This window comes from Bradyrhizobium sp. ISRA442, assembly GCF_038085055.1.
Taxonomy (GTDB): Bacteria; Pseudomonadota; Alphaproteobacteria; order Rhizobiales; family Xanthobacteraceae; genus Bradyrhizobium.
The window spans coordinates 69,795-92,980 of sequence record NZ_JALGCN010000030.1 but is presented as its reverse complement, the minus strand read 5'-3'; the positions used below and the strand labels follow the sequence as shown (position 1 = coordinate 92,980).

At 64.6% G+C, this 23,186-nt stretch carries 22 protein-coding genes; 9 read left to right on the top strand and 13 right to left on the bottom strand.

Going from position 1 to position 23,186, the window contains the following annotated elements:
• Positions 1 to 7 precede the first annotated feature (7 nt).
• Complete coding sequence (locus MTR72_RS36575) at positions 8 to 1,273, bottom strand: NAD(P)/FAD-dependent oxidoreductase (RefSeq protein ID WP_280967132.1); 1,266 nt, start codon at positions 1,271 to 1,273, stop codon at positions 8 to 10.
• A 300-nt stretch (positions 1,274 to 1,573) separates the two neighbouring features.
• Between MTR72_RS36575 and MTR72_RS36570 the strand changes: the two genes are divergently transcribed.
• A complete protein-coding gene (locus tag MTR72_RS36570; RefSeq protein ID WP_280967131.1) occupies positions 1,574 to 2,746 on the top strand; it encodes an ABC transporter substrate-binding protein in 1,173 nt (390 codons plus the stop codon).
• A gap of 185 nt (positions 2,747 to 2,931) precedes the next feature.
• Here MTR72_RS36570 and MTR72_RS36565 read toward each other — a convergent pair whose 3' ends face one another.
• From MTR72_RS36565 to MTR72_RS36520, 10 genes are all read right to left on the bottom strand, one after another.
• On the bottom strand, positions 2,932 to 4,803 hold the full coding sequence (locus MTR72_RS36565) for a bifunctional sugar phosphate isomerase/epimerase/4-hydroxyphenylpyruvate dioxygenase family protein (protein ID WP_341512041.1): 1,872 nt from the start codon (positions 4,801 to 4,803) through the stop codon (positions 2,932 to 2,934).
• On the bottom strand, positions 4,800 to 5,858 hold the full coding sequence (locus MTR72_RS36560) for a Gfo/Idh/MocA family protein (protein WP_280967129.1): 1,059 nt from the start codon (positions 5,856 to 5,858) through the stop codon (positions 4,800 to 4,802). The genes MTR72_RS36565 and MTR72_RS36560 overlap by 4 nt, the downstream gene beginning before the upstream one ends.
• A complete protein-coding gene (locus MTR72_RS36555; protein WP_341512040.1) occupies positions 5,855 to 6,589 on the bottom strand; it encodes an ABC transporter ATP-binding protein in 735 nt (244 codons plus the stop codon). The genes MTR72_RS36560 and MTR72_RS36555 overlap by 4 nt, the downstream gene beginning before the upstream one ends.
• Before the next feature lie 11 nt (positions 6,590 to 6,600).
• The gene (locus MTR72_RS36550; protein WP_280967127.1) at positions 6,601 to 7,344 is read right to left on the bottom strand and encodes an ABC transporter ATP-binding protein; all 744 of its coding nucleotides are present in this window, start codon (positions 7,342 to 7,344) and stop codon (positions 6,601 to 6,603) included.
• Entirely contained in the window at positions 7,341 to 8,339 is a 999-nt protein-coding gene (locus MTR72_RS36545; protein WP_280967126.1) for a branched-chain amino acid ABC transporter permease, read from the bottom strand. Before MTR72_RS36545 ends, MTR72_RS36550 begins: the two co-directional genes overlap by 4 nt.
• Positions 8,336 to 9,211 (bottom strand): branched-chain amino acid ABC transporter permease, encoded by an 876-nt coding sequence (locus MTR72_RS36540; protein ID WP_280967125.1) that lies wholly within the window; start codon positions 9,209 to 9,211, stop codon positions 8,336 to 8,338. The genes MTR72_RS36545 and MTR72_RS36540 overlap by 4 nt, the downstream gene beginning before the upstream one ends.
• 200 nt (positions 9,212 to 9,411) lie before the next feature.
• Positions 9,412 to 10,542, bottom strand: a complete 1,131-nt coding sequence (locus MTR72_RS36535; protein WP_341512039.1) for an ABC transporter substrate-binding protein — start codon at positions 10,540 to 10,542, stop codon at positions 9,412 to 9,414.
• A gap of 57 nt (positions 10,543 to 10,599) precedes the next feature.
• Positions 10,600 to 11,478, bottom strand: coding sequence for a shikimate dehydrogenase (locus MTR72_RS36530; protein ID WP_280967123.1), 879 nt, complete (start codon positions 11,476 to 11,478; stop codon positions 10,600 to 10,602).
• 132 nt (positions 11,479 to 11,610) lie between these two features.
• Positions 11,611 to 12,549, bottom strand: a complete 939-nt coding sequence (locus tag MTR72_RS36525) for a LysR family transcriptional regulator (RefSeq protein WP_280971148.1) — start codon at positions 12,547 to 12,549, stop codon at positions 11,611 to 11,613.
• A 263-nt stretch (positions 12,550 to 12,812) separates the two neighbouring features.
• The gene (locus MTR72_RS36520) at positions 12,813 to 12,989 is read right to left on the bottom strand and encodes a hypothetical protein (RefSeq protein ID WP_280967122.1); all 177 of its coding nucleotides are present in this window, start codon (positions 12,987 to 12,989) and stop codon (positions 12,813 to 12,815) included.
• A 166-nt stretch (positions 12,990 to 13,155) separates the two neighbouring features.
• Between MTR72_RS36520 and MTR72_RS36515 the strand changes: the two genes are divergently transcribed.
• From MTR72_RS36515 to MTR72_RS36485, 7 genes are all read left to right on the top strand, one after another.
• Complete coding sequence (locus MTR72_RS36515; RefSeq protein ID WP_341512038.1) at positions 13,156 to 13,884, top strand: helix-turn-helix transcriptional regulator; 729 nt, start codon at positions 13,156 to 13,158, stop codon at positions 13,882 to 13,884.
• Positions 13,885 to 13,970: 86 nt separating this feature from the next.
• A complete protein-coding gene (locus tag MTR72_RS36510; RefSeq protein ID WP_280967120.1) occupies positions 13,971 to 14,630 on the top strand; it encodes an acyl-homoserine-lactone synthase in 660 nt (219 codons plus the stop codon).
• Position 14,631: 1 nt separating this feature from the next.
• The gene (locus tag MTR72_RS36505) at positions 14,632 to 14,850 is read left to right on the top strand and encodes a hypothetical protein (protein WP_341512037.1); all 219 of its coding nucleotides are present in this window, start codon (positions 14,632 to 14,634) and stop codon (positions 14,848 to 14,850) included.
• 446 nt (positions 14,851 to 15,296) lie between these two features.
• The gene (locus MTR72_RS36500; RefSeq protein WP_341512036.1) at positions 15,297 to 16,214 is read left to right on the top strand and encodes a branched-chain amino acid ABC transporter permease; all 918 of its coding nucleotides are present in this window, start codon (positions 15,297 to 15,299) and stop codon (positions 16,212 to 16,214) included.
• Positions 16,211 to 17,155: a branched-chain amino acid ABC transporter permease gene (locus MTR72_RS36495; protein WP_280967117.1), complete on the top strand. Its 945-nt coding sequence runs from the start codon at positions 16,211 to 16,213 to the stop codon at positions 17,153 to 17,155. Before MTR72_RS36500 ends, MTR72_RS36495 begins: the two co-directional genes overlap by 4 nt.
• Complete coding sequence (locus MTR72_RS36490; protein WP_280967116.1) at positions 17,148 to 17,915, top strand: ABC transporter ATP-binding protein; 768 nt, start codon at positions 17,148 to 17,150, stop codon at positions 17,913 to 17,915. The genes MTR72_RS36495 and MTR72_RS36490 overlap by 8 nt, the downstream gene beginning before the upstream one ends.
• The gene (locus MTR72_RS36485; protein WP_280967115.1) at positions 17,908 to 18,633 is read left to right on the top strand and encodes an ABC transporter ATP-binding protein; all 726 of its coding nucleotides are present in this window, start codon (positions 17,908 to 17,910) and stop codon (positions 18,631 to 18,633) included. Before MTR72_RS36490 ends, MTR72_RS36485 begins: the two co-directional genes overlap by 8 nt.
• A 591-nt stretch (positions 18,634 to 19,224) precedes the next feature.
• Here MTR72_RS36485 and MTR72_RS36480 read toward each other — a convergent pair.
• Together MTR72_RS36480 and MTR72_RS36475 are read right to left on the bottom strand one after the other, a co-directional pair.
• Complete coding sequence (locus MTR72_RS36480) at positions 19,225 to 20,661, bottom strand: glutamine synthetase family protein (protein ID WP_280971147.1); 1,437 nt, start codon at positions 20,659 to 20,661, stop codon at positions 19,225 to 19,227.
• A gap of 189 nt (positions 20,662 to 20,850) precedes the next feature.
• Complete coding sequence (locus MTR72_RS36475) at positions 20,851 to 22,209, bottom strand: aromatic ring-hydroxylating dioxygenase subunit alpha (RefSeq protein ID WP_280967114.1); 1,359 nt, start codon at positions 22,207 to 22,209, stop codon at positions 20,851 to 20,853.
• A 117-nt stretch (positions 22,210 to 22,326) separates the two neighbouring features.
• Here MTR72_RS36475 and MTR72_RS36470 point away from each other — a divergent pair, with 117 nt between their 5' ends.
• On the top strand, positions 22,327 to 23,112 hold the full coding sequence (locus MTR72_RS36470) for an IclR family transcriptional regulator domain-containing protein (RefSeq protein ID WP_280967113.1): 786 nt from the start codon (positions 22,327 to 22,329) through the stop codon (positions 23,110 to 23,112).
• The last annotated feature ends 74 nt before the right edge of the window (positions 23,113 to 23,186 follow it).

The following is a 23,186-nucleotide window of genomic DNA, read 5'->3' as shown; positions in this document are numbered from 1 at the left end:
GATCCCTCTACCCCACCACCTTGCTGCTGCCCTGCGTGATCAGGCGCGCGGCGCGCTGGTCGCGGGCGTAGATCCAGAGCCAGCTAAGCGCGACACTGAGGCGATGGCGCAGGCCGATCAGGAAGTAGATGTGGGCGATGCCCCAGATCCACCATGCGATCGTGCCGCGCAGCTTGATGCGGCCGAAGTCGATCACCGCGAGCCGCTTGCCGATCTGCGCCAGGCTGCCGGCGTGCTTGTAGCGGAACGGACCGGTCGCTTGGCCGCGCAGGCGCGCCTTGATGGTCTCGGCGACATGACGCCCCTGCTGCTTGGCGGCCGGCGCGATGCCGGGCACCGGCTTGCCCTCCCACGCATTGATGCTGACGGTGTCGCCGATCGCGAAGATTTCGGGATGACCGGGGATCGTCAGGTCGGCTTCGACCTGCACGCGTCCGGCGCGATCGGCCGGCGCGCCCAGCCACTCGGCGGCGGGTGAGGCGCGCACGCCGGCGGCCCAGATCCTGGTCTTGGCATTCAGGCGCTGCCCACCATAGACCACGCCATCACGGTCGATCTCGGTGACCGCCTGTCCCAGCACGACCTCGACACCGATCTTTTCCAGCGAGGCCTGCGCGTAGGCGGAGAGATCGTCGGCGAAGCCGGCCAGCACGCGCGGACCCGCCTCGATCAGCACGACGCGTGCTTTCCGCGTATCGATGTTGCGGAAGTCCTTAGGTAGCGTGTGATGCGCCATCTCGGCGATGGTGCCGGCGAGCTCGACGCCGGTGGGACCGGCGCCGATGATGACGAAAGTGAGCCGGGCCGCGCGCCGCGCGGGGTCGGTCTCGCGCTCGGCGCGCTCGAACGCCACCAGGATGTGCCGGCGCAGCGTGGTCCCGTCCTCCAGCGTCTTCAGGCCGGGCGCCCATTGCTCCCATTCGTCGTGGCCGAAATAGGCGTGGCGCGCGCCGGTCGCGAGCACGAGCGTGTCGTAGGGCACCTCGCTGCCGTCGTCGATCAGCACGCAGCGCCGTGCCGCATCGACGCCGCTCACAGTCGCAAACAGCGTCGTCACCTCAGGCCTGTCGCGCATGAGATGGCGGACCGGCCAGGCGATCTCGCTGGTCGCGAGCGAGGCGGTCGCGACCTGATAGAGCAGCGGCTGAAACAGATGGTGGTTGCGGCGGTCGATCAGCGTGATCGCGACCGGGCTGCCTGCGAGCCGGTAGGTCGTCTCCAGCCCGCCAAAGCCGGCTCCGACGATGACGACGCGATGGGGTGTCGTGGTCATGGATGCGCCCTCGAATCTCGCTGGTCTCTTACTTTATTTAAGAGCGGATCGGGCGCAGTGGTCCAATAGCCTTCATCAATCGGCGAATAGACGGCATGTATCGAGGTCCGCGAAAAAGCGCCGCAGCCTTCGCCGAAGTGAGTAGAATTATATTTCTTGCCATCCCCGATTGGGGCGAAATATGGTGCAGGGCAGGGGCTGAGCCATTGGCGGCTCGACAGATTTTGCGTTCAATAGAGACAGACCCGGGGGCGGCGATCACCTCGTCTCCGGGATTAATAAATGAGGAGGGGAGTGACTATGAGGACGGCATTCTGGCTGGCGGGCGCGGCTGCGCTCGCGCTGGCAAGCCCGGCAGTCGCCGGCGACACCATCAAGATCGGCTTCGTTTCGACCTTCAGCGGCCCGACCGCCGTGATCGGCAACGACATGCGCAACTCGTTCGAGCTCGCGCTCGATCATCTCGGGCGCAAGATGGACGGCAAGCCGGTCGAGGTGATCTACGAGGACGATCAGCAGAAGCCGGATGTCGGCAAGCAGAAGACCGAGAAGCTGGTGCAGTCCGACAAAGTCGATTTCATCGTCGGCTACATCTGGTCCAACGTGCTGCTGGCTTCGCTGAAGACGGCGGTCGACTCGAAGACCTTCATGATCTCAGCCAATGCCGGTCCGTCGCAGCTCGCCGGCGAGCTGTGCTCGCCTTACGTGTTCTCGACCTCCTGGCAGAACGACCAGACGCCGCAGGCGATGGGCCTCTACATGAACCAGAAGGGCGTCAAGAGCGTGTTCCTGATCGGGCCGAACTACGCCGCCGGCAAGGACATGCTCGCGGGCGTGAAGAGCACCTTCAAGGGCGAGATCAAGGGCGAGGAATACACGGTCTGGCCGAGCCAGCTCGACTTCTCCGCCGAGCTCTCCAAGGCGCGAGCCTCCGGCGCCGAGTCGATCTTCGTGTTCTATCCCGGCGCGGCCGGCGTGCAGTTCCTCAACCAGTATGTGCAGGCCGGCCTCAAGAACACGATGCCGCTCTACACCGCCTTCACCGTCGACGAGCTGTCGCTGCCGCTGCAGAAGGAGAACGCGCTGGGCGTGCCCGGCGCGCAGGAATGGGTCAACGACCTCCCCAACGAGCAGAACAAGCGCTTCGTCGCCGATTATCGCAAGAAGTACACCGGTCTGCGCCCGACCTATTACGGCGCCCAGAGCTATGACGCCGCCCAGCTCATCAACAGCGCGGTGGTCGCCGTGAAGGGCGACACCAGCAAGAAGGACGCGATGAAGGCCGAGATGGAGAAGGCCAACTTCAAGTCGCTGCGCGGCGCGTTCAAATACGGCAAAAACCATATCCCGGTGCAGAGCTTCTATCTGCAGGACGTGGTCAAGGACGCCGAAGGCCAGCTCTCGCTGAAGACGGTCGCCACCATCGTCGAGAACGATCAGGATCGCTTCCACGACAAGTGCCCGATGAAGTGAGCTGAATTAGCCACGAACGAGCTGCGTTCCCTTCTCCCCTTGTGGGAGAAGGTGGCGCGAAGCGCCGGATGAGGGGGGCTTCCGCAAACTCTCTGCGAGAGTTGCGCGCGCGGAGAGAGACCCCTCACCCGTCTCGCCGCTTCGCGGCGAGCCACCCTCTCCCACAAGGGGAGAGGGGAAGAAACTCACACCCGCGGCATACTTGCGGGGCGCACCTCGCGGGCCTGCGCGGCGAGGCGGATGCCGGCGTTGGCTGCACCGAATCCCTGATAGTCCCGTCGCTCCACGATCTCGAAGAAGAAGCGCTCATCGAAGATGTGGGTGTAGACCTGGAAGAACTCGCCGTCGCCCTCGCGGTCGTAGAGGATGTGATTGGCGCGGAGTTTCGCCATGACTTCCGGCCCAAGGTCGTATTTGGCTTCGATATCATCGTAGTAGTTGTCCGGAATATCCAGGAACTCGGCGCCGCGCGCGCGCATCGCTGCGACCGTTGCGAAGATGTCCTCGCATGAGAACGCGACATGCTGCACGCCTGAGCCAAAGAACTCCGAGATGAACCGCGCCGGCAGCGTGCGGTTGGCGGAGGAGCCGTTGAGCACGAAGCGCAGGCTCTGGTCGCCATTGATGACGGCCTGGCTCTGCACGAGACCCCTGGGATCGGCGATCTCCATCTGCGGCAGCCGCGTCAGGTCGAGAATGCCGGTGTAGAACAACAGCCAGGACAGCATCTCGTCATAGGGCATCGACTGCGCGATGTGATCGACGGCCAGCAGCGCGTCTTTGTCTGCATTGCTCGCGACCGGCTCGAAATCCGTGTCCCAGTTCCGGCCGGCCTGATCGAGGAAATACAAAAGGCTGCCGCCAACGCCGTGGATCGCCGGAATCTCCAGCTCGCCCGGCCCGACCGGCTGGTAGAAGGCGCGCGCCTTCAGCGCCTCCGCGCGCGCCATGGCGCGGCCGGCATCATCGACGTCGAGCGCGATGGCGCAGACGCCGGGTCCGTGCGTGACGTAGTGGGAATGCGCAAAGCCGTCGGTCTCGCAATTGATCACGAGCTCGACCTTGCCCTGCGACCAGCGCTCCACCGCCTTGCTGCGATGCTTGCCGGTCTTGCGGAAGCCGAGCTGCGCGAACAGGCGGGCAAGATCGCCCGCCTTGGTCTCGTTGACCGCGAACTCGACGAAGCCGGTGCCGTGGCTCACGGCTCTTGGTGTAAGCGACCTGTCGGAAGCCTTAGGCCACTTCTCCGCGAGCTGATCCTGCAGCAGGATCAACGACCGTAGGCCGTCGATCGCGGTCTGTGCGGCCGAGCCGGCGCGGAACTGGTCGTTGAAGATCTCCAGTGACAGCGGGCCGGCATAGCCGGTCGCCGCGATCGCCTCCATGAACTCGCCGACCGGCAGATCGCCTTGGCCCGGAAAGGAGCGGAAATGGCGGCTCCAGGACAGGATGTCGAGCTCGAGCCTCGGCGCATCGGCGAGCTGCACCAGAAAAATCTTGTCGCCGGGGATCGAGGCCATCGCGCGGGTTGGAAAGCCGGGCGCCAAGGCGTGAAAGCTGTCGAGGATGACGCCGATTGCGGGATGATCGGCGCGCCGCACGATCTCCCAGGCGTCGCGGTAGTCGTTGACATGCCGTCCCCAGGCGAGCGCCTCGTACCCGACGCGCAAGGAGCGCTTCGCGGCGCGTTCGCCGAGCTCGCGAAAATCGTCCGCCGCGCGGTCGATGCCGCCGAGCGAGCTAGGGGAGACGTTGGAGCAGATCAGCAGCAGATCGGTCCCGAGTTCCTGCATCAGGTCGAACTTGCGTTCGGCGCGGGCAAAATTGCGCGCGCGTTGCGGCTCCGGCATGCCCTCGAAATCGCGGAACGGCTGGAACGCACAGATCCCAAGATTGAGATCGCGGCAGAGTTTTGCGATCTCGCGCGGGCTTGCGCCGAACGACAACAGGTCGTTCTCGAAAATCTCGACTGCATCGAAGCCGGCCGCGGCGATGGCACGGAGCTTTTCATCGAGAGCGCCGGAGAGGGAGACTGTCGCGATCGAACGTTTGTTCATGCTGCCTGCTCCATGATCCTGCCCGGCGCTACGGTGAGTCCCGTGCGGGCGGCCTCGCTGACGGCCTCGACGACGGCCAGCGTTCCCATTGCATCTTCGATCGTGATCAGCGGCTGTTCACGGTCCGCGATCACCGCGCAGAAGTGACGGAGCTGCTCGACCAGAGGGTCGAACGCCCGCGGTGCGATCGTCTCGCGCGACAGAGGTGCGTGCCAGCCGGGATTGCTCGGATAGGACCACAGCTCCATGGTCGGCACCGACAGCGAGCCGCTCGTGCCGGCAAAGACGTAACAGGGCTGATCCTGCTTCGGATACACCGCGTTTTCGCCCGAGCTCAGCTCCCAGCTCCACGGCGCCGGCGTCGCATCGGACACCGTCACCGTTCCAAGCGCCCCATTGGCGAAGCGCAGCAGCAGAGCGGCGGTGTCTTCGACGGGAAAGCCACGGACCCCGTTCGAGGTCAGCGCCTGGACCTCGGAAATCTCGCCGCAGATGAAGCGGAGGTTGTCGATGTCGTGGATGAGATTAATGAGAAGCGGCCCGCCGCCCGCTTCGCGTCGCCAGGCCACCCCAAAATAGTCGTCCGGCTTCTTCAGGAGCCACAGTCCGACCACGGCGGTGAGCCGGCCGAGGCGGCCGGTCGCGACGGCCTCGCGCGCGGCCTTGATGATCGGATTGTGCCGGCGATGATGGCCGACCAGCATCGGCACGCCGATCCGCTTGACCGCGGCGCAGAGGCGCTGCGCGGCGGCAACATTCTCCGTCACCGGCTTTTCGATCAGCGCCGGCACGCCCTCCGCCGCGCAATCGAGCGCCATCGGCAGGTGCAGCGTGTTGGGCGAGGCGATGATGAGGCCGTCGGGCTTCTCCTGCTCCAGCAGCGCGCGATGGTCCGCATACCAGGGCACATCACGTGCCTCCGCGTAGTCCTTTGCGCCAGGTGAAGGATCGGCAATGCTGGCCAGCGCGCAATCCCTTGATGCCTCGATCAATTCGACATGGCGGCGGCCGATCAGGCCGGCACCGGCAACGGCGATGCGCATTTTCGCGCTCATGCGGCGCTCTCCTCCATGACGCCGCCGAGGAAGAGCTGGCCGATGCGGGGATCATTCAGGATGCGTTCGGCCTTGTCGACCATGCGGGTCTGGCCGAGCTCCAAGACGATGCCGAAATCGGAGATCTCCAGCGCCGAGCGCGCGTTCTGCTCGATCATCAGGATGGTGATGCCGCGGTCGCGCAGAGATTTGAGGATATCGAAGGTCTGTTGCACCATCAGCGGCGACAGCCCGATCGAGGGCTCGTCGATCAGCACGAGTTTTGGCTCGAGCAGGAGCGAGCGCGCGATCTCGAGCTGCTTCTGCTCGCCGCCCGACAATGTCGAGGCCTGCTGCGTGGACTTCCGCCGCAGTGCCGGAAACGGGTCGAGCACGGCCTCGATCCGCCTCTGCAGGTCGATGCCCTTCGCCGCGACGCCGCCGAGCTCGATGTTATGTCGCACCGACAACTCGGGGAAGATGTTGCGCCCCTGCGGCACGTAGCAGATGCCGGCATTGAGCAGCGCGCGCTGGCCCAAGTTAGTCACATCGCGATCGGCGAAGCTGATCTTGCCCTCGCGCAGCTTCAACAGGCCGAAGATCGCCTTGAACACCGTCGACTTGCCGGCGCCGTTCGGGCCGATGATGGTGGTGATGGTCGCCTGCGGCACGGAGAATGTCGTGCCGTTCAGGATGGTCATCTTGCCGTAGCCGCCGACAAGATTCTGAACGGAGAGGATCGGGTCGCTCATGGCTCGCTCCCTCAATGACCCAGATAGGCTTCGATCACGGCGGGGTTCTTGCGGACTTCGTCCGGCCGTCCCATCGCCAGTACCTTGCCCTCCGCCATCACCATCACGCGCGAGCACAGCGACATCACGAATTCCATGTTGTGCTCGATCACGACGAAGGTGGCGTTCTTCTCGCGGTTGATCGCGACCAGCCGGTCCTTCAGGTCGGCCAGCATCGACGGATTGACGCCGCCGGCGGGCTCGTCGAGCAGCACCAGGCGCGGTCCGCCCATGAAGGCCATGGCGGCGTCGAGCAGCTTCTGCTGGCCGTAGGAGAGGCCGCCGGCCGGCTCGGCGGCGAGATGATCGAGCTTGAAGAAGCCGATCATCTGGTCCGCTGCGCCGGTCAATCCCGCATCGGAGCGGCCGACCAGGCGCGAAGCCATGTTACCCTGATGCTCCTGGCCCGCAAGGATCAGGTTTTCGCGCACCGAGAGCTTTGGGAAGACCTGCAGGAGCTGGAAGGTGCGGCTGACCCCGAGCTTGTTGAGCTCGGCGGGTCGCAAGCCCGTCACTGTCTTGCCGTCGAGCTTGACCTCGCCGCTGCTCGGTGTGAGCTGGCCCAGGATGCAGTTGAACAGGGTCGACTTGCCGCAGCCGTTCGGCCCGATCAGGCCGAGGATCTCGCCCTCGCGCACGTCGAAGCTGACGCCGTCGACGGCGCTGATGCCGCCAAAATTCTTCTTGATGTTGGTGACTTCGAGAACCGGACTCATTGCGCCGTCTCCAGTCGTGATTTCGCGACGGCGCGCAGTGCAGAGGCTGCCTTGGTGCGGCGCGCGGCGAGGTAACGATCGAGGATTCCCAGGATGCCGGTCGGCGACCAGATCAGCAGCAGCATCACCGCGACGGCGTAGAGCATCAAATAGTAGCCTTCGGTGAAGCGCAGCCATTCCGGCAGCAGCACCGCGATCATCGCCCCCAGGAAGGGGCCGAAGTAGAAGCCGGCGCCACCGACGATCACCATCATCAACAGGTCGAGCGAGAGCGACAGGTTGAACGGCACGGGATCGATATATTGCGTCAGCGGCGCGTAGAGCGCACCGGCGACGCCGCCGAGCGCCGAGCCGATGGCAAAGGCCATCAGCGTGTAGCGCCGCGTGTCGACGCCGAGCGACTGCGCGCGCAGCGGATTTTCACGCAGCGCCATGAAAGCGCGGCCCCAGGGCGAGCGGATCAGCCACCACACCGCGATCGACACGAGTGCGAGCGAGCCGAGGCAGACATAATAGAAGGGCAGCGGCTTGTTGGTCGCGAGCCCGAAAATGTGCGGCCGCGGAATATTGGAAATGCCATAGATGCCGCCGGTGAGCCAGCTCTCGTTGCGAAACACCAGGAAGGCGAGGGTGGAGAAGGCGAGCGTGACGAAGGCGAGATAGTGGTGCTGCACGCGCAGTGCCGGATAGCCGAGCACCCAGCCGACCGCGAAGCTTAAGGCAATCGCGACGACGATCGCGGCCGGCAGCGGCCAGCCATGCGTCGTCATGATCGCCGCGGCATAGGCGCCGATGCCTACGAAGGCGCCCTGTGCCAGCGAGACCTGGCCGGCATAGCCGAGCGTGAGGTTCAGCCCCATCGCGGCGATGGTCATCACGGCCCACTGGCTCAGGATGAACAGGCCGTAGCGATTGAAGTTCATGGGGACCACGATCAGCGCCGCGATGACGGCGAGGGCGAGCGCGATCTTCAGAGGCTTGCCAAATCCGCTCATACCGTGCGCTCCTCGGCGCGGCCGAGCAATCCTTGCGGCCGGAACAGGATGACGACGATGAGGAAGATCAGCGGCACGGCCGCACGATACTGGGTCGACACGTAGGCGGCTGCGAGATTGTCGAGCACGCCTATCAACAGGCCGCCGGCGATGGCGCCGCGCACCTGGTTGAAGCCGCCGACGATGGCGGCGATGAAGGCGGCCTGGCCCAGCACCTCGCCGGAGGAGAATTTAGCCAGATAGATCGGTGTGATCAAAAGCGAAGCCAGCGCCACCAGGAAAGCGTTGATCAGGAAAGTCAGGAGGATCATCCGCTCGACGGGAACGCCGATGATGCGTGCGACCGTTGGATTCTGCGCCGCCGCCTGCATCTGGTGGCCGAGCGAAGTGCGGTTCAAAAGCGTGGTCAGACCGAAGACGGCGAGGATGGCGACGGCGAGCACGCCGATGCTTTGCAGGGAGACCGCGTGACCGAGCACCGAGATGTCGCCGGTCGGCACGATCGAGGGAAACGACGAGGCCTCGGCGCTGAAGAACTGCTTCACGGCTTCCTTGATGCCGATCGCCAGCGCCATGGTGGCGATCGCAAGCGGCAGCACGCCGTGGCGCATCATGGGATCGACCAGCAGCAGCTTGAAGGCGAGGCCGAGCAGGATCATCGAGAGCAGGATGCCGAGGATGATGGCGAGCCAGAACGGCGCGCCGACATGCATCGCCGCCAGCATCAGGAAAGCCGGCAGCATCACGAACTCGCCTTGCGCGAAGTTGATGGTCTGCGAGGTCTGCCAGAGCAGCGTGAAGCCGACGGCCACCAGCGCATAGATTGCGCCTGTGGCGAGCCCCGCGACCAGAAGATCGAACAGATTGGACATGGGGTTCTCTTTTCGTTAGAGCCCGATCGAATTGGGTCGACGCGAATTCAGGCCTATCACTCCCTCTCCCCCGTTCTTACGGGGAGAGGGTGGGGTGAGGGGCTCTCCTCGCGAATTCAACTGTCACCGTGACCGCGGAAGCGGCCCCTCACCCCAACCCTCTCCCCGCGAAGAGCGGGGAGAGGGAGAAGGGCAGGACCTCACTTCAGCTTCGGCAGAACCTGCTTCACGACCTGCTTGCCTTCCACGACCTCGACCAGAAAGCTCTGGCGATCGATGTCGCCGTTCTGATCGAACGTGACGTCCATCAGGATGCCCGGCTCATCCGCGGCCTTGATCGTCAATCCGTGCAGCGTGTCGGCGAAAGCCTTGGAATCGACCTTGCCCATCTTCTCGGTGGTGGTTTTGATCATGTAGACGGCGAGGTAGCCCTTCAGACCGTTGTGGTCCGGCACGTAATTATACTTCTTGGAAAACTTGTCGCGGAACGCCTTGATCAGGTCGACCGGTGCGTCGGTGGTGAGGCCGACATGGCCGCGCGCGCCGTTGGCGGCGTCGCCCGCGAGTTCGATCACCTTCTGGCCGATCAGCGTGGTCTCGCCCATCAGCGGCGCAGTGACGCCCTGTCGCTTCAGCTCTTTAAGGATGCGCGCGCTTTCCTCCTCGTTCAGGTAGACAAAGACGGCGTCGGGATTGGCGGCCTTGATCTTGCCGACGTCGGCGGCGAAGTCGGCCTGGCCGGCTTCGGTCGAGAGGTCGGCGACGACCTTGGAGCCGAGGCGGTCGAGCTCCTTGACGATGACGTCGCGCCCGCCGCGGCCGAAGTCATTGTTGACCCAGACCACCGCGACCGTCTTCGCCTTCATCTCGTCGTGGATGTATTTCGCGACCTTCGGCATCGAGGATTGTTGGCCGAACGAGGTGCGGAACAGGAATTTGTTGCCGGCCTGCGTCAGCTCGGCGGCCTCGCCGCCCATGATCTGGGCGATGCCGGCCTCCGCCGCCAGCGGCGCGGTCACCTTCACCGAGCCGGAATAGCCGGGCCCGAGCAGCACATAGGGCTCGGCGTCGAGCGCTTTCTGCACCTGGGCGCGGGCGACGCCGGGGTTGGATTGCGAGTCGGCGTGGGTGACCTCTAACTTGCGGCCGAGCACGCCGCCCTTGGCATTGATCTCCTCGATCGCAAGATCAATGCCGTTCTTCCAATTGGTGCCGACGGTGGCGCCGCCGCCCGAAAGCTCGGCGACGTCGGCAAGCTTGATCGCCTGGCCATGGGCGCTGGTTGCTGCGGCAAAGGCAAACAAGGCGCCCGCCAGAATGGTCGATTTCATCGTCTCTCCTCCCGTTTCACTTGATGTCGTCGGCAGCCTTGTGTCCGGCCGCTCGGGTTACGCTGCGTAATAGGCTGAGCTTCGGGCCGCCATCACCTCGTCGAAAGCCTGTCCCATGACTTCGGTCGATGGGGCAAGGCCCGTGAACAGCTCGAAGGCGTCGGCCGCCTGGTAGATCGCGAGCTCGCGTCCGGTCATGATCCGCGCGCCCTTGGCCTGGGCTGCCGCCAGCAGCGGCGTGATCAGCGGCGAATAGACGGCGTCAGCGACCCACAATTTTTCGTGCAGCAGCGTGGCCGGGACCGGAATACCCCGGTTCGGCAGCATGCCGACCGGCGTGCCGTTGACGAGGCCGGTTGCGCCATCAAGCGCATCCTCGACGCTTCCAGCCACCCTGGCGCCCGCGCGTGGGGCAAGCAGCGAGGCGAGCGTTTCGGCGCGCGCGGGCTCGCTGTCGAAAATGCGGATGTCGGCCACCTCCAGGCTCGCCAGTGCGAAAGCGATCGCCTTGCCGACGCCGCCGGCGCCGATCACGGCGACCGCGTTGCCGGATGGCGCCAGCAGCGGCGCAACGGCGCGGGCAAAGCCCGTGGTGTCGGTGTTGTGGCCGATCAGCCGGCCGTCCCGGACAACGACGGTGTTGACCGCGCCCATGGCGGCGGCGCCCGGTGCCAGCTCGTCGAGCAGCGGGACCACCGCCTCCTTGTAGGGATAGGTGACGTTGATGCCGGCAAAGCCGAGACGGCGCACGCCCTCGAGCAAAGTGCTGAGCTGTGCGGCATCGGCGCCGGCGATCTCGATGAGCTGGTAATGGCCGCGCCAGCCGAGCGCCTCGGCGGCGCGCTCGTGCATGGCGGGGGAGGCGGAATGCGCGATCGGTGCGCCGAGCAGGCCGGTGAGGAGCTTCTTGCTGGTGGCGGGGCCGCGCTTCGACATGATCCACTATCGTCTGGTGAGGGGCGTTCTTTCCCGGCCATTAGCGGGGAAATCCGCGCAATTCCAAGTGCGACGATAGACTTTCCCTCAGCTAACACAATTACCCATTTATCCGACAAACCTAACATAGTGTTATTTTCGCCGGCCGCGCACCGCTCCACCCTTTCCGTTGCTGCGGGAGGGCTCGACCGCGCGCATCTCGGCGCGCAGCGCCTCGATGAAATATTCGACATGGAGCGACAGCGGCGCGCCGCGCTTCACCGCGATGTAGGTATCGAACCGCGTCGGCTCGGTGATCTTCAACAGCTCGATTCCGGGGTAGCCGCCATGGGCCACCGTGAATTGGTCGATGATGGCGATGCCGAGGCCCGCCTTCACCAGCGCGCAGACGGTGGTACCGAAACGTGCGCGGATGGTGATGTTGTAGTCGAGCCGGTTGCGCGCGAAGATCTCGGCCATGATCCGCCCGTAAGGGTCGTTCGGGTCGATGCCGATCAGCGGATAACGGGTGATCTCGGCAGCCGAAACCTGCTTGCGCCCCGCGAGCTCGTGGCCGGGCGGCACGATGCAATAGAGCTCGCCGGAGGCGAGCGGCATGAAGTCGAGACCGGAATGCTCGAGCCGGTAGCTCATCGCCACGCACTCGCCGCGGCCGAGCAGGAGATAGTCGATGGCCTCCTCGAGCTTGAGGATGTTGATGTCGATGCCGAGATCCGGATAGCGGCGCCGGACGCGCTCGATCGCGCGCGGCACCATCACCTGGGAGATGCTCGGCACCGAGCCGATGCGCAGTTCGGACAATCCGCCGCGTCCGATCTTGGAGATGATCTCGGAGAGATCATCGACCTTCTTGTAGACGCCGTTGATCTGCTCAAAAATGTTCTCAGCCTCCGGCGTCGGGAAGTAGCGGCCGTTCTGGCGCTGGAAGAAGCGGATGCCGAGCGAGCGCTCGGTGTATTTGACCAGCCGGCTGATGCCCGGCGCGGACACGTTGAGCAGCTTCGCCGCGCCGCCGATGGTGCCCGTCACCATCACGGCACGGATCACTTCGACCTGGCGCAGCGTCATCATGTCCTGGACATCCCGAAAGGCGATCGCGACGGCGATCATCTCACGAGCGATGCGAGGACTTCCAGCGGCAAATGCCTGTCAATACGGACGGGAGGGCGACGCTTCACCCTCCCCCTCCAGGGGAGGGTAAGTGAGAGCGCAGCTCACTCGCCGATGACAACGACGGAGAAGCTTCGCGGTCAGATTGTTTCGACTAAAAAAGGCAAGTTCGAATGGAATGACGGCGCACGCCCGTTCGTACGCTTTTGCAGCAACGGCATGCCTCAGCTCGCCGGTCCCTCGGGCGAAGCGCTGTCGGGCAGCCTGGCGCGTTCGCTTTCCAGCACCGCGCGCGCGAACTCGACGATCTTCTGTTTGTTTGCCGTCTCGCGAACGGCGAAAAACACGCGGTTGAGTTCCAGGCCGAGCACGCTGTTGAGGGCGATGTTCTCATCTTCCATCGTGGTTTCCCGCTTCGGACATTCAAGCTGTATCTTGATGCCGATTCCTCCACAAGTAGATTAAATCTTCGGAGCGTGTAGCGCTCCGTGAAACTACGGTGGCGGCGAATTGAGGCGTCCCCCAAAGTCGTGCTATAGCGAGCGGCAAGGGACGGGAAACGCACCGATGTCCGCCGTTGAATATGGTCGGGAAGCGCTCGACTTCATCGAGGGTCTGGGAGCCTACAGCAGGGTTCCTGACGCCATGGATGCACTCGCAATGGCCTTCGGCCGATACGGCTTCGAGCACATCATCGTAACCGGTCTGCCGAATCCCGATCAGCGCTTCTCCCAGATGGTGCTTGCCAAGCGCTGGCCGGTGGAATGGTTCGACATTTACACTGAGAGAAACTACGACCGCGTCGACCCCGTCATCCGCAAATGCCGGCAGACGGTGAATCCGTTCGAATGGTCGGAGGCGCCTTATGATGCGGAGCTCGAGCCTGGCGCCGTGGAGGTGATGCGGCGGGCCGCCGATTTCCGCATGTCCCGCGGCTTCGTCGTGCCGATCCACGGGCTGACCGGCTATGAGGCCGGCGTCTCGCTCGCGGGTGTCCATCTCGACCTCAATGCGCGCAGCAAGCCGGCGCTGCATCTGATGGCGATGTACGGGTTCGACCACATCCGCCGCCTGCTGGATCCCGCACCCCATCCCTCGACGCGGCTCACGCCCCGCGAGCGCGAGGTGATTGCCTGGGCCGCGCAAGGCAAGTCGGCTTGGGAGATCGGCGAGATCCTGGACATCAGGCAGCGTACGGCGGAGGAGCATCTTGCAACCGCCGCGCGCAAGCTCGGGGCGGTCAACCGGACGCATGCGGTCGCGATCGCGATCCGCCACAGAATCATCAATCCCTGAGGCTGTCCGCCTACTGGGAAATTTCCCAATAGTCGTCGCGGCGTTTTTCTCCGAGGCTTCCTCCATTTCAAGCAATGGGGGACTCCATGATTCATGTGATTTCCGCCACCAATCGGCACCTCTATGAAGACGTCATCGAGCAGCACTTCCGGGTAAGGCACGAGATTTTCGTCGAGGAGCGGAAGTGGGAGGCGCTGCGCAAGCCCGACGGCCGCGAGATCGACGTCTACGACAACGAGGACGCGATCTACTTCCTCGCCCTGGAGGATCGCCGCGTGCTCGGCGGCTACCGGCTCTATCCCACCACCAAGCCGACGATGATGAGCGAGGTGTTCCCGCATCTCGCCGCGGTGCGCGGCTGCCCCGTGGATCCGCTGGTCTGGGAATGGTCCCGCTTTTTCGTCGCGCGCGATCGCCGCGACGGCGCGCTCAACCTGCGGCTCATGGCGTCAGCGCAGGAGTTCTGTCTCAGCCAGGGCATCGAGCGTCTCTGCCTGGTCATGGAGACGTGGTGGTTGCCGCGTTTCCACGACATCGGATTCGTCGTGACACCCCTCGGACTGCCGTCCCTGATCGAGGACTCCTGGACTATGGCTGCAACGATCGAGGTTCGTCAGGAGTCCCTCGACATCGTGCGGAATCGCATCGGGATGACGCATGTCATCCAACAGGATGGTCCGCGCCTCGACGCCATCGCCCTTGCCAACGGCTGCGGCCTCGCCGCGGCGCAACGAAAGACCGCCTGAGATGTCGGACATGATGCGGGACAGCCAGATCATGGCGCAGACCAGGGACGAGAACCTCGGCTACATGTCCGACATGGCGCTCGAGCTTGCACAAATGGCGGAGGACTCCGGACTGACAACGCTCGCCTATCTGTTCCGGATGGCTGCGCTGGAAGCTTCCACCGTGGACACCGTCATGGCCGAGCCGGATGATTTCCCTCACCAGATGACATCGCATTAGGCGGATCCTCTTCCGTTCCTAAAGGGCATGCTCTCAACCTCTCCTCCTTGCGGGGAGGGGTGATCACGCGCCTCGAATGGAGGTGCATCGCACCGCGTTCGTTGGCGTCACCGTGCCGATCACGCGCATCTCTTGCTTTCGGCCATAGCCGAAGAGTTGCAGGCCGGCGCCGTCAGCAACCTGACCGTTCAACACCAACCGCTCAGTTCTGGAGGCAGGCCGGTGCGGCAGGTTGACCCATTCAGCGTGGCAACTTTCCTGCATTGCCGCTCGGCTGCAGGCACCGAGATGCAACAAAGTGCATGTCTGGCGCAGAATCGCTCTTGCCTCGGAACGATACTGCCATTACCCATTTTTCGGCCTTGAAGAGGCGGGGGGAGCTCTTTCACTGATGGCGACCGTGTTCGAACATCGGCGCGACGCTGCGTGCGCCTGAAAGAGTTTTGATGCTGCTCGTCGTCGAACAGTTCTTGAACGGATTGCAATTCGGCCTGCTGCTGTTCCTGCTTGCCGCCGGGCTGACGCTGGTGTTCGGGATCATGGATCTCGTCAACCTCGCGCACGGCTCGCTTTATATGATGGGTGCCTATTTCGCAGCGACCTTCGTCGCCTGGACCGGCAGCTTCGTGCTCGGCGCGCTGATGGCGCTCGGCGCGACGCTGCTGCTCGGCATCGTGCTCGAAGTGACGGCGCTGCGGCATCTCTACGGCCGCGACCATCTCGACCACGTGCTCGCGACTTTCGGCCTGATCCTGTTCTTCAACGAGGCCGTGCGGTTGATCTGGGGTCCCGCCGGGCTCGCGCTGCCGCTGCCGGCCTGGCTCACCGTGCCGGTGCAGCTTCTGCCCGGCATCTACTATCCGGCCTACCGCGTCGCGATCATCGTGGTTGCGTTGCTCGTTGCGCTGCTGCTCTATCTCGGCGTGATGCGCACCCGCATCGGCATGCTGATCCGCGCCGGTGCCTCCAATCGCGAGATGATCGGCGCGCTCGGTATCAACATCAAGCTGCTCTACACGCTGGTCTTCGGCCTCGGTGCGGCGCTCGCGGGCCTCGCGGGCCTGATGCAGGCGCCGATCCTCACTGTGCAGATCGGCATGGGCGAGAACATCCTGATTCTCGCCTTCGTCATCATCGTGATCGGCGGCATCGGCTCGATCCGCGGCGCGTTCCTTGCCGCGATCTTCGTCGGTATGATCGACACGCTCGGCCGCGCCTTCCTGCCCAACCTGTTGCGCCAGGTGCTGAGCTCGACCGCGGCCTCCACCGCCGCGCCGGCGCTGTCCTCGATGCTGATCTATCTCTTGATGGCAATCGTGCTGGTGGTGCGGCCGGAGGGGCTGTTTCCGGCCAACCGTCGATGAAGGGTTTGAGCGTGAGCAAGGCCGTCACGGCCCTGATGCTGGCGGGCCTCGTGCTGTTGCCTCTCTATTCGTCGCTCTCCGGCAACATCTTCATCCTGACGCTGTTCACACGCATCGTCATCCTGGCGCTGGCGGCTGCGAGCCTCAACCTGATCATGGGCTATGGCGGCATGATGAGCTTCGGCCACGCCGCCTATCTCGGTATCGGCGGCTATGCCGTGGGCATTCTGGCGCAGGAAGGCGTCGGCTCCGGCTTCGTCCAGTTTCCGGTCGCGCTCGCCGCGTCCGCGTTGTTCGCACTCGTGATCGGTGCGCTCAGCTTGCGAACCCGCGGCGTCTATTTCATCATGATCACGCTGGCCTTTGCGCAGATGGCCTATTACGTCGCCTCGGGCCTTGCGCGTTACGGCGGCGACGACGGCCTCACCGTCTACAAGCGCAGCGACTTCTCCGGCCTGGTCAATCTCTCCGACCGCGTGCAGTTCTACTATCTCTGCGTCGCGTGTCTCCTTGGCGTGATCTTCCTGATCTGGCGCGTCGTCAATTCGCGCTTCGGCCTCGTGGTGCAGGGGCTGCGCTCCAACGAGCAGCGCATGCAGGCGATCGGCTTTCCGGCGAAACGCTATCAGCTCGTCTGCTTCGTGATATCGGGCACCATGTGCGGGCTCGCCGGCGCGCTGCTCGCCAACAACACCGACTTCGTCAGCCCCGCCGTGATGTACTGGACCCGCTCCGGCGACCTCATGGTGATGGTGATCCTCGGCGGCATGGGCACGCTGTTCGGCCCGGTGATGGGCGCAGTGGTCTATCTCGTGCTCGAAGAGCTGCTGTCGCAGGTCACCGAATATTGGGCGCTGATCATGGGCCCGCTATTGCTGCTCGTCGTGCTGTTCGGGCGCGGCGGCATCATGGGCCTGCTCGGGAGGGTTGGCCGTGGCTGAACCGCTGCTCCGGGTCGAAAAGCTGGTACGCCGCTTCGGCGGCATCACCGCAACCGATAACGTGTCGCTCGACGTCGCGGCCGGCGAACTGCATGCCATCATCGGCCCCAACGGCGCCGGCAAGACCACGCTGATCAGCCAGCTCACCGGGCACCTTGCCCCGCATGCCGGCACGGTCTCGCTCGGCGGTCTCGACATCACTTACCTGCCGGCGTATCGCCGCTGCGCGCTGGGGCTTGCACGCTCGTTCCAGATCACCTCGCTGTTGCTCGATTTCACTGCTGCCGACAATGTGGCGCTGGCGGCGCAAGCGCATGCCGGCACGTCCTTCCGCTTCTTCGCCAATGCGCGCAAGGAAAAGGGGCTGCGCGATGCTGCGCATGCCGCGCTCGACCGCGTCGGTCTGTCCCATCGCGCCGACGTCGTGGTCTCGCGGCTCAGTCACGGCGAGCGGCGCGAGCTCGAGCTTGCGGTCGCGCTGGCCAGCAAGCCGAAACTGCTGCTGCTGGACGAGCCGATGGCGGGCCTGGGTGTCACCGAATCCCAGCGCATGGTGAAGCTGCTGCAGGAGCTGCGTAAAGAGGTCTCGATCGTGCTGGTCGAGCACGACATGCCGGCGGTGTTCGCGCTGGCCGATCGCATCTCGGTGCTGGTCTATGGCCGCGTCATCGCCTCGGGCGACCCGGCCGCGATCCGGCAGAACGAGGAGGTCAAGCGCGCCTATCTCGGCGACCAGCACGTGGTGACGCGTCATGATTGATCGGCTGGCTGACACGCTGCTCGACGTCGACGGCATCGAGACCTGCTACGGCCTGTCCCAGGTGCTGTTCGGCCTGTCGCTGTCCATCAAGCCGGGCGAGATGGTCTCGCTGATGGGCCGCAACGGCATGGGCAAGACCACCACGATCCGCTCCATCATGGGCCTGACGCCGGCGCGCGCCGGCGCGATCCGGTTTGCGGGTGCGGACGTGCGGCAGCTTCCGTCCTACAAGATCGCAAAGCTCGGCGTCGGTCTCGTCCCCGAGGGGCGCCAAATCTTTCCGAACCTCAGCGTGCGCGAAAATCTGGTTGCCGCCGCCGCCGACCGCTTCGGCATCGACAATCCCTGGACGCTTGCCGCGATCTACTCCTTGTTTCCGCGGCTGGCCGAACGCGCCTCCAACATGGGCAACCAACTCTCCGGCGGCGAGCAGCAGATGCTCGCGATCGGCCGCGCGCTGATGACCAACCCAAAGCTCCTGATTCTGGACGAAGCGACCGAGGGCCTCGCACCGCTGATCCGCGAGGAGATCTGGAATTGCCTGTCGCTGCTCAAGAAGCGCGGGCAGTCGATCCTCGTGGTCGACAAGAACGTCGATCACCTCGCCCGCATCTGCGACCGCCACTACATCATCGAGCGCGGCAAGACGGTATGGAACGGCACATCGAGCGAGCTGATGGCCGAGCCGGAGTTGCAGCACCGCTATCTGGGGATTTAGTTCGCTCTCCGCGTCGTTGTGGTCGGGCCTGTCCCGGCTAATCAGGCGTGGGCCGCGAGGAAGCGAGACATACATTCCCCGGGACAAGTCCGGGCACTACGGCTGAATGAGGAGCGGTGCGGCTGCGCCACCGAGTCGGTGTCGTCCTGGCGAAAGCGAGGACCCATCCCGCGGAATCTATCGATCGGGCGTGAAAGGAGGTCCCGGACGACCGGTCTTCGCCAAACATCCCCCTGGGATAATAGGTCCCGGCTCTCGCCAGGACGACATTGTGGGGTCTTGCCTAGATCGCGCCGACACTAGCGCGCCAGGCGATGCGTGCCGATTTCAATCAGGGTTGTCCGGCAGGACAGGCGGTAAATCAGGCTGAAGAAATGACCCCACATGATCCAATTCCGCTGTTTGATCACTTGGATGCAGCCTAGCGCGCCAGTCTTTCCGACGGTTTTCGCGGGATCGGGAAAATGGCTTCGTCGGCGAGGGTAGTGATGTCGTCGGAACAGGCGGGACGAAGTCGCCTCACAGGGGTGTGAAGTGCTCTTGTCATGCCGGGCTCGGTCCTGCGGACCGCCCCGAAATGACCGCCAACAATCAGAACATCTCGAAATATTCGCGGTGCTCCCAGTCGGTCACCTCGGCGAGGAAGCGGTCGATCTCGGCGTTCTTGATGTGGGTGTAGTAGTCGACGAACTCGGCGCCCAACTTCTCGCGGAAGAACGGGTCGTCCTTCAGTGCCGCGACAGCGTCGCGCAAGCTCTTCGGCAACAGCGGGGCCTTGGTCTCGTACGGCGTATCGGCCGACGGGCCAGGGTCGAGCTTGCGGTCGACACCATCGAGGCCGGAAAGGACCTGCGAGGCCATGTAGAGATAGGGATTGGCGGCGGGTTCGCCGACGCGGTTTTCCAGGCGCGTCGCGGCATCGTTCGGCCCGCCGAGTACGCGGATCATCACGCCGCGATTGTCGCGGCCCCAGATCGCGCGGTCCGGCGCCAGCGAATAGGAGCGGTAGCGCTTGTAGCCGTTGATCGTTGGCGTCGTGAACACGGTCGCAGCGCGGGCATGGTCGAGCAGGCCCGCGAGATAGGCGCGGCCGAATTCGCTCAGCGGCTCGGCGCCTCCCTTCGCCATGAACAGGTTCTCAGCCGTAGCGCGCGAGACGATCGACTGGTGCAGGTGCCAGCCGCTCGCAAACAGATTGGCCAGCTTCGGCCGGCACATGAAGGTGGCGTGGTAGCCGTGCCGCCGCGCGATCTGCTTTACGGCAGACCGGAACAGCACCATGTTGTCGGCGGGCTCCATTCCCCTCTTCGGCTGGAAGGTGAACTCGCACTGGCTCGGCCCGAACTCGACCTCGACCGAGCGCAAGGGAAGTCCGAGCGCGACGATGTCGCGGCGCAGGATCTCAAGCACCGGCTCCATCTGATCGAAGCGCTGCTCGGTGAGATATTGATAGCCGTGGCTGAGCAGGCTCACCGAGGGCGGCGTGCCGGGCTGGCCGGCATCCTCGGCGCGCATGTGCGCGTCGTCGAGCTTGAAAATGTGGAATTCGACCTCGAGTCCCGCAACGAAATCGTAGCCGCGGCTTGCGAGCTCATCGAGCACCTTGCGATAGAGCCCGCGCGTTGCGAACGGGACTGGACGGCCGTCGCTGAAGTAGAGGTCGCACAGCAGCCAGCCGGTGGTCGGCGCCCAGGGCAGCACGCGGAAGGTGGTGGGATCGGCGACCATCAGCACGTCGGCGGCGCCCTCCATCTCCTTCATGCCGAAGCCGCCGCCGGCGGTGAACACCGGAAATACCGTGCGGTGCGAGGTGTCCTTGGCGAGCATGGTCGTGGTGATCGAGCAGCCGCTTTCCAGCGAGGCGATCGCCTCGGAGGCGATGATCGTCTTGCCGCGCAAGATGCCGTGCTGGTCCGGGAAGGCGAGGCGGATGACTTCGAGGTTCTTCTCCTCGACGATACGGCTCAGCCGCGTCGCCGCGTCCTTCTGCTCATCCGACCACAACCCATGACGCGCGACGAAAGTCACTTTGATTGCTCCTTCCTGCTCGGTGAGAGCATATTCCACGCTGTCATCGTCCGCGAAGGCGGACGATCCAGTATTCCAGAGACGGTAGCGTGTCCACGAGAGGCCGCGGCGTACTGGATGCCCCGCCTTCGCGGGGCATGACAGCGGAGCGTATGAGCCTCCGTTGTGACCCGGCGGCAGGAGACGACATCACTCCGCCGCCGTCAAATGCTGCACCTTGCCTTCGATCTCCTTCGGCACCGGTGCAGTCCAGGGCGCGCCGCGGCGGCGCTTGACGTCGACCTCCATCCAGTAGGTTTCCCAGCCCCGCGTCGGCCCGATGCCGTCCATGGTCGCCGGCCCCTGGATGCTGCGCGCGTTGCCCTCGTCCAGGAACAGCATCGGCTTCTCGCCGCCTGCAACCTTCTCGATCTCCTGCCGCAGCAGGCGGCGATACAGCACGATCGCCTTGTCGCTCTGCCCGAGATGCTCCTTGGTGCGGTCCTGGATCGCGCCCATCGATTCCACCGCCCACTGGTCGTGCACGTTGATATCGGTGCCCATGCCGGTGTAGGTCGCGGTCTGCTGCTCGTGCGGATCGAAACCGTATTCGTTGCTCTTGTTCTTGCGCGAGGTGTAGTCCGGCAGCTCATAGAGCTCGAGCCGCTGTTCCCGCATCTTCTTCTTGTCGACGGGATTGGTGTAGCTGGTGAAGATCGCGTACCAATAGCAGTTCTCGTCGTCGACCGGTACGTGCCACTGCGTGATCGTCATCTCCGTGCTCATGGGGATGACGAAGCCGTGCGGGAAGAGCTGATTGGTCACGCGCACGTGGGTGCGCTCGTCGTCGATCTCGCGCAGCGCAATCAGCCGCAGGCCGTATTCGGTGTGCTCGACATTGATGATCGGGCGGTCGTACTCGCGCAGGATCTTCGTCATCGGCAGGTCGGACCCTGCGGAGGCGCCGCGGAACTGCTTGCCGTAGGCGGTCGAGGTGTCCTCATCCTCGAAGAAGCGGTGCAGATAGGAGGCGTGCGCGGGATCGATGCCGACCTCCAGCGCCTGCAGCCAGTTGCAGGCCATGTGGCCCTTGAAGGCAAAGGTGTGCGTGCCAGGGGCGACAAAACAGTCGATCTCCGGGAATGCCGGCGGCTCTCCCTCGCCGAGATAAGCCCAGAGGATGCCGCCCTTCTCCATCACGGGATAGGAGCGCTGGCGGATGTTCTGGCAGAGTTTTGAGTCCTTCGGCTCTGCCGGTGTCTCGATGCACTGGCCGGTCGCGTCGAACAGCCAGCCATGGAAGGCGCAGCGCAGGCCGCCATGCTCGAGCCGGCCGAAGGCGAGGTCGGCGCCGCGATGGGCGCAGTGGCGGTCGATCAAGCCGTAGCGCCCCTGCTCGTCGCGGAACAGCACCAGATTTTCGCCGAGCAGCTTGACGGGTCGGATCGGCCGCGCGCCCTCCAGCTCATCCACCAGCGCCGCCGGCTGCCAATAGCTCCGCATCAGCTTGCCGCAGGGGTCCCTTGGCCCGGTGCGGGTGATCAGGTCGTTCTGCTCCTGGCTCATCATGGCGGGTCGCGTCCTTTTTCTGGAGGGGCGTTCTGTTCGCCTATTGAACGAATGGGCGAATTATGCCATGCGTTGGATCCGCAGCAAGCACTATTTTGCAGGAATGTCCCGACACCGATGCCCAAGCTGAAGCGGAGCGAGAGCGAGGAGCGCGCGACGGATTTCGTCGAAAGCCTCGATCGCGGCCTGCGCCTGCTTCAGTGCTTCGGCACCGCCGCGGGTCCGATGACGCTGAGCGACCTCGCCCGCGCCGCCGAGCTGCCGCGCGCCACCGCGCGGCGCATGCTGTTCACGCTCCAGCGCGGCGGCTTCGTTGCCGGCGACGGCAAGCTGTTCACGCTGACACCGCATGTACTGACGCTCGCGGCGTCGTATCTGCGTTCGAGCCAGCTCGTCGCCGTGCTTCAGCCCGTGCTCGACCGCGTCGCAACCGCCGCGCAGGAGATCTCCTCGCTTGCGGTGCTCGATGGCGACGATGTCGTATTCATCGCCCGCGGCGGCCCGGCGCGCGTGTTTTCGGGCGGACTCGAAATCGGCTACCGCCTGCCTTCGTTCTGCACCTCGGTCGGTCGCGCGATGCTCGGTCAATTCGACGATGCCGGTCTCACCGCGCGGCTGAAGGCCATGACGCGCGAGGCGCTGACGCCGCAAACGGTGACCGATCCCGAGGCGCTGCGCGCGCGCATCATTGCCGACCGTACGCAAGGCTATTCGCTGGTCGATCGCGAGGCCGAGCCGCATTTTCGCTCGATCTCCGTTCCCGTCCGCCGCTACGACGGAGTGATCGTCGCCGCCATCAACATGGGCGCCCATGTCGACCGCGTGCCGGCGCGGGAACTGCTCGACCGCTTCCTGCCGCTGCTACGGGAAGGTGCCGAGGCGGTGCGGTCGCAGTTGCTGTAGCTAAGCGTAACCCACCACTTCTCTCACCGTGTGCGACGCAAAGAGGTGGGTTACGCCTTCGGCTAACCCACCCT

Excerpts from the sequence above, each read along its gene's own strand:
- MTR72_RS36575 (WP_280967132.1), bottom strand. The coding sequence starts at position 1,273 with ATGACCACGACACCCCATCGCGTCGTCATCGTCGGAGCCGGCTTTGGC.
- MTR72_RS36570 (WP_280967131.1), top strand. The coding sequence starts at position 1,574 with ATGAGGACGGCATTCTGGCTGGCGGGCGCGGCTGCGCTCGCGCTGGCA.
- MTR72_RS36565 (WP_341512041.1), bottom strand. The coding sequence starts at position 4,803 with ATGAACAAACGTTCGATCGCGACAGTCTCCCTCTCCGGCGCTCTCGAT.
- MTR72_RS36560 (WP_280967129.1), bottom strand. The coding sequence starts at position 5,858 with ATGAGCGCGAAAATGCGCATCGCCGTTGCCGGTGCCGGCCTGATCGGC.
- MTR72_RS36555 (WP_341512040.1), bottom strand. The coding sequence starts at position 6,589 with ATGAGCGACCCGATCCTCTCCGTTCAGAATCTTGTCGGCGGCTACGGC.
- MTR72_RS36550 (WP_280967127.1), bottom strand. The coding sequence starts at position 7,344 with ATGAGTCCGGTTCTCGAAGTCACCAACATCAAGAAGAATTTTGGCGGC.
- MTR72_RS36545 (WP_280967126.1), bottom strand. The coding sequence starts at position 8,339 with ATGAGCGGATTTGGCAAGCCTCTGAAGATCGCGCTCGCCCTCGCCGTC.
- MTR72_RS36540 (WP_280967125.1), bottom strand. The coding sequence starts at position 9,211 with ATGTCCAATCTGTTCGATCTTCTGGTCGCGGGGCTCGCCACAGGCGCA.
- MTR72_RS36535 (WP_341512039.1), bottom strand. The coding sequence starts at position 10,542 with ATGAAATCGACCATTCTGGCGGGCGCCTTGTTTGCCTTTGCCGCAGCA.
- MTR72_RS36530 (WP_280967123.1), bottom strand. The coding sequence starts at position 11,478 with ATGTCGAAGCGCGGCCCCGCCACCAGCAAGAAGCTCCTCACCGGCCTG.
- MTR72_RS36525 (WP_280971148.1), bottom strand. The coding sequence starts at position 12,549 with ATGATGACGCTGCGCCAGGTCGAAGTGATCCGTGCCGTGATGGTGACG.
- MTR72_RS36520 (WP_280967122.1), bottom strand. The coding sequence starts at position 12,989 with ATGGAAGATGAGAACATCGCCCTCAACAGCGTGCTCGGCCTGGAACTC.
- MTR72_RS36515 (WP_341512038.1), top strand. The coding sequence starts at position 13,156 with ATGTCCGCCGTTGAATATGGTCGGGAAGCGCTCGACTTCATCGAGGGT.
- MTR72_RS36510 (WP_280967120.1), top strand. The coding sequence starts at position 13,971 with ATGATTCATGTGATTTCCGCCACCAATCGGCACCTCTATGAAGACGTC.
- MTR72_RS36505 (WP_341512037.1), top strand. The coding sequence starts at position 14,632 with ATGTCGGACATGATGCGGGACAGCCAGATCATGGCGCAGACCAGGGAC.
- MTR72_RS36500 (WP_341512036.1), top strand. The coding sequence starts at position 15,297 with ATGCTGCTCGTCGTCGAACAGTTCTTGAACGGATTGCAATTCGGCCTG.
- MTR72_RS36495 (WP_280967117.1), top strand. The coding sequence starts at position 16,211 with ATGAAGGGTTTGAGCGTGAGCAAGGCCGTCACGGCCCTGATGCTGGCG.
- MTR72_RS36485 (WP_280967115.1), top strand. The coding sequence starts at position 17,908 with ATGATTGATCGGCTGGCTGACACGCTGCTCGACGTCGACGGCATCGAG.
- MTR72_RS36475 (WP_280967114.1), bottom strand. The coding sequence starts at position 22,209 with ATGATGAGCCAGGAGCAGAACGACCTGATCACCCGCACCGGGCCAAGG.
- MTR72_RS36470 (WP_280967113.1), top strand. The coding sequence starts at position 22,327 with ATGCCCAAGCTGAAGCGGAGCGAGAGCGAGGAGCGCGCGACGGATTTC.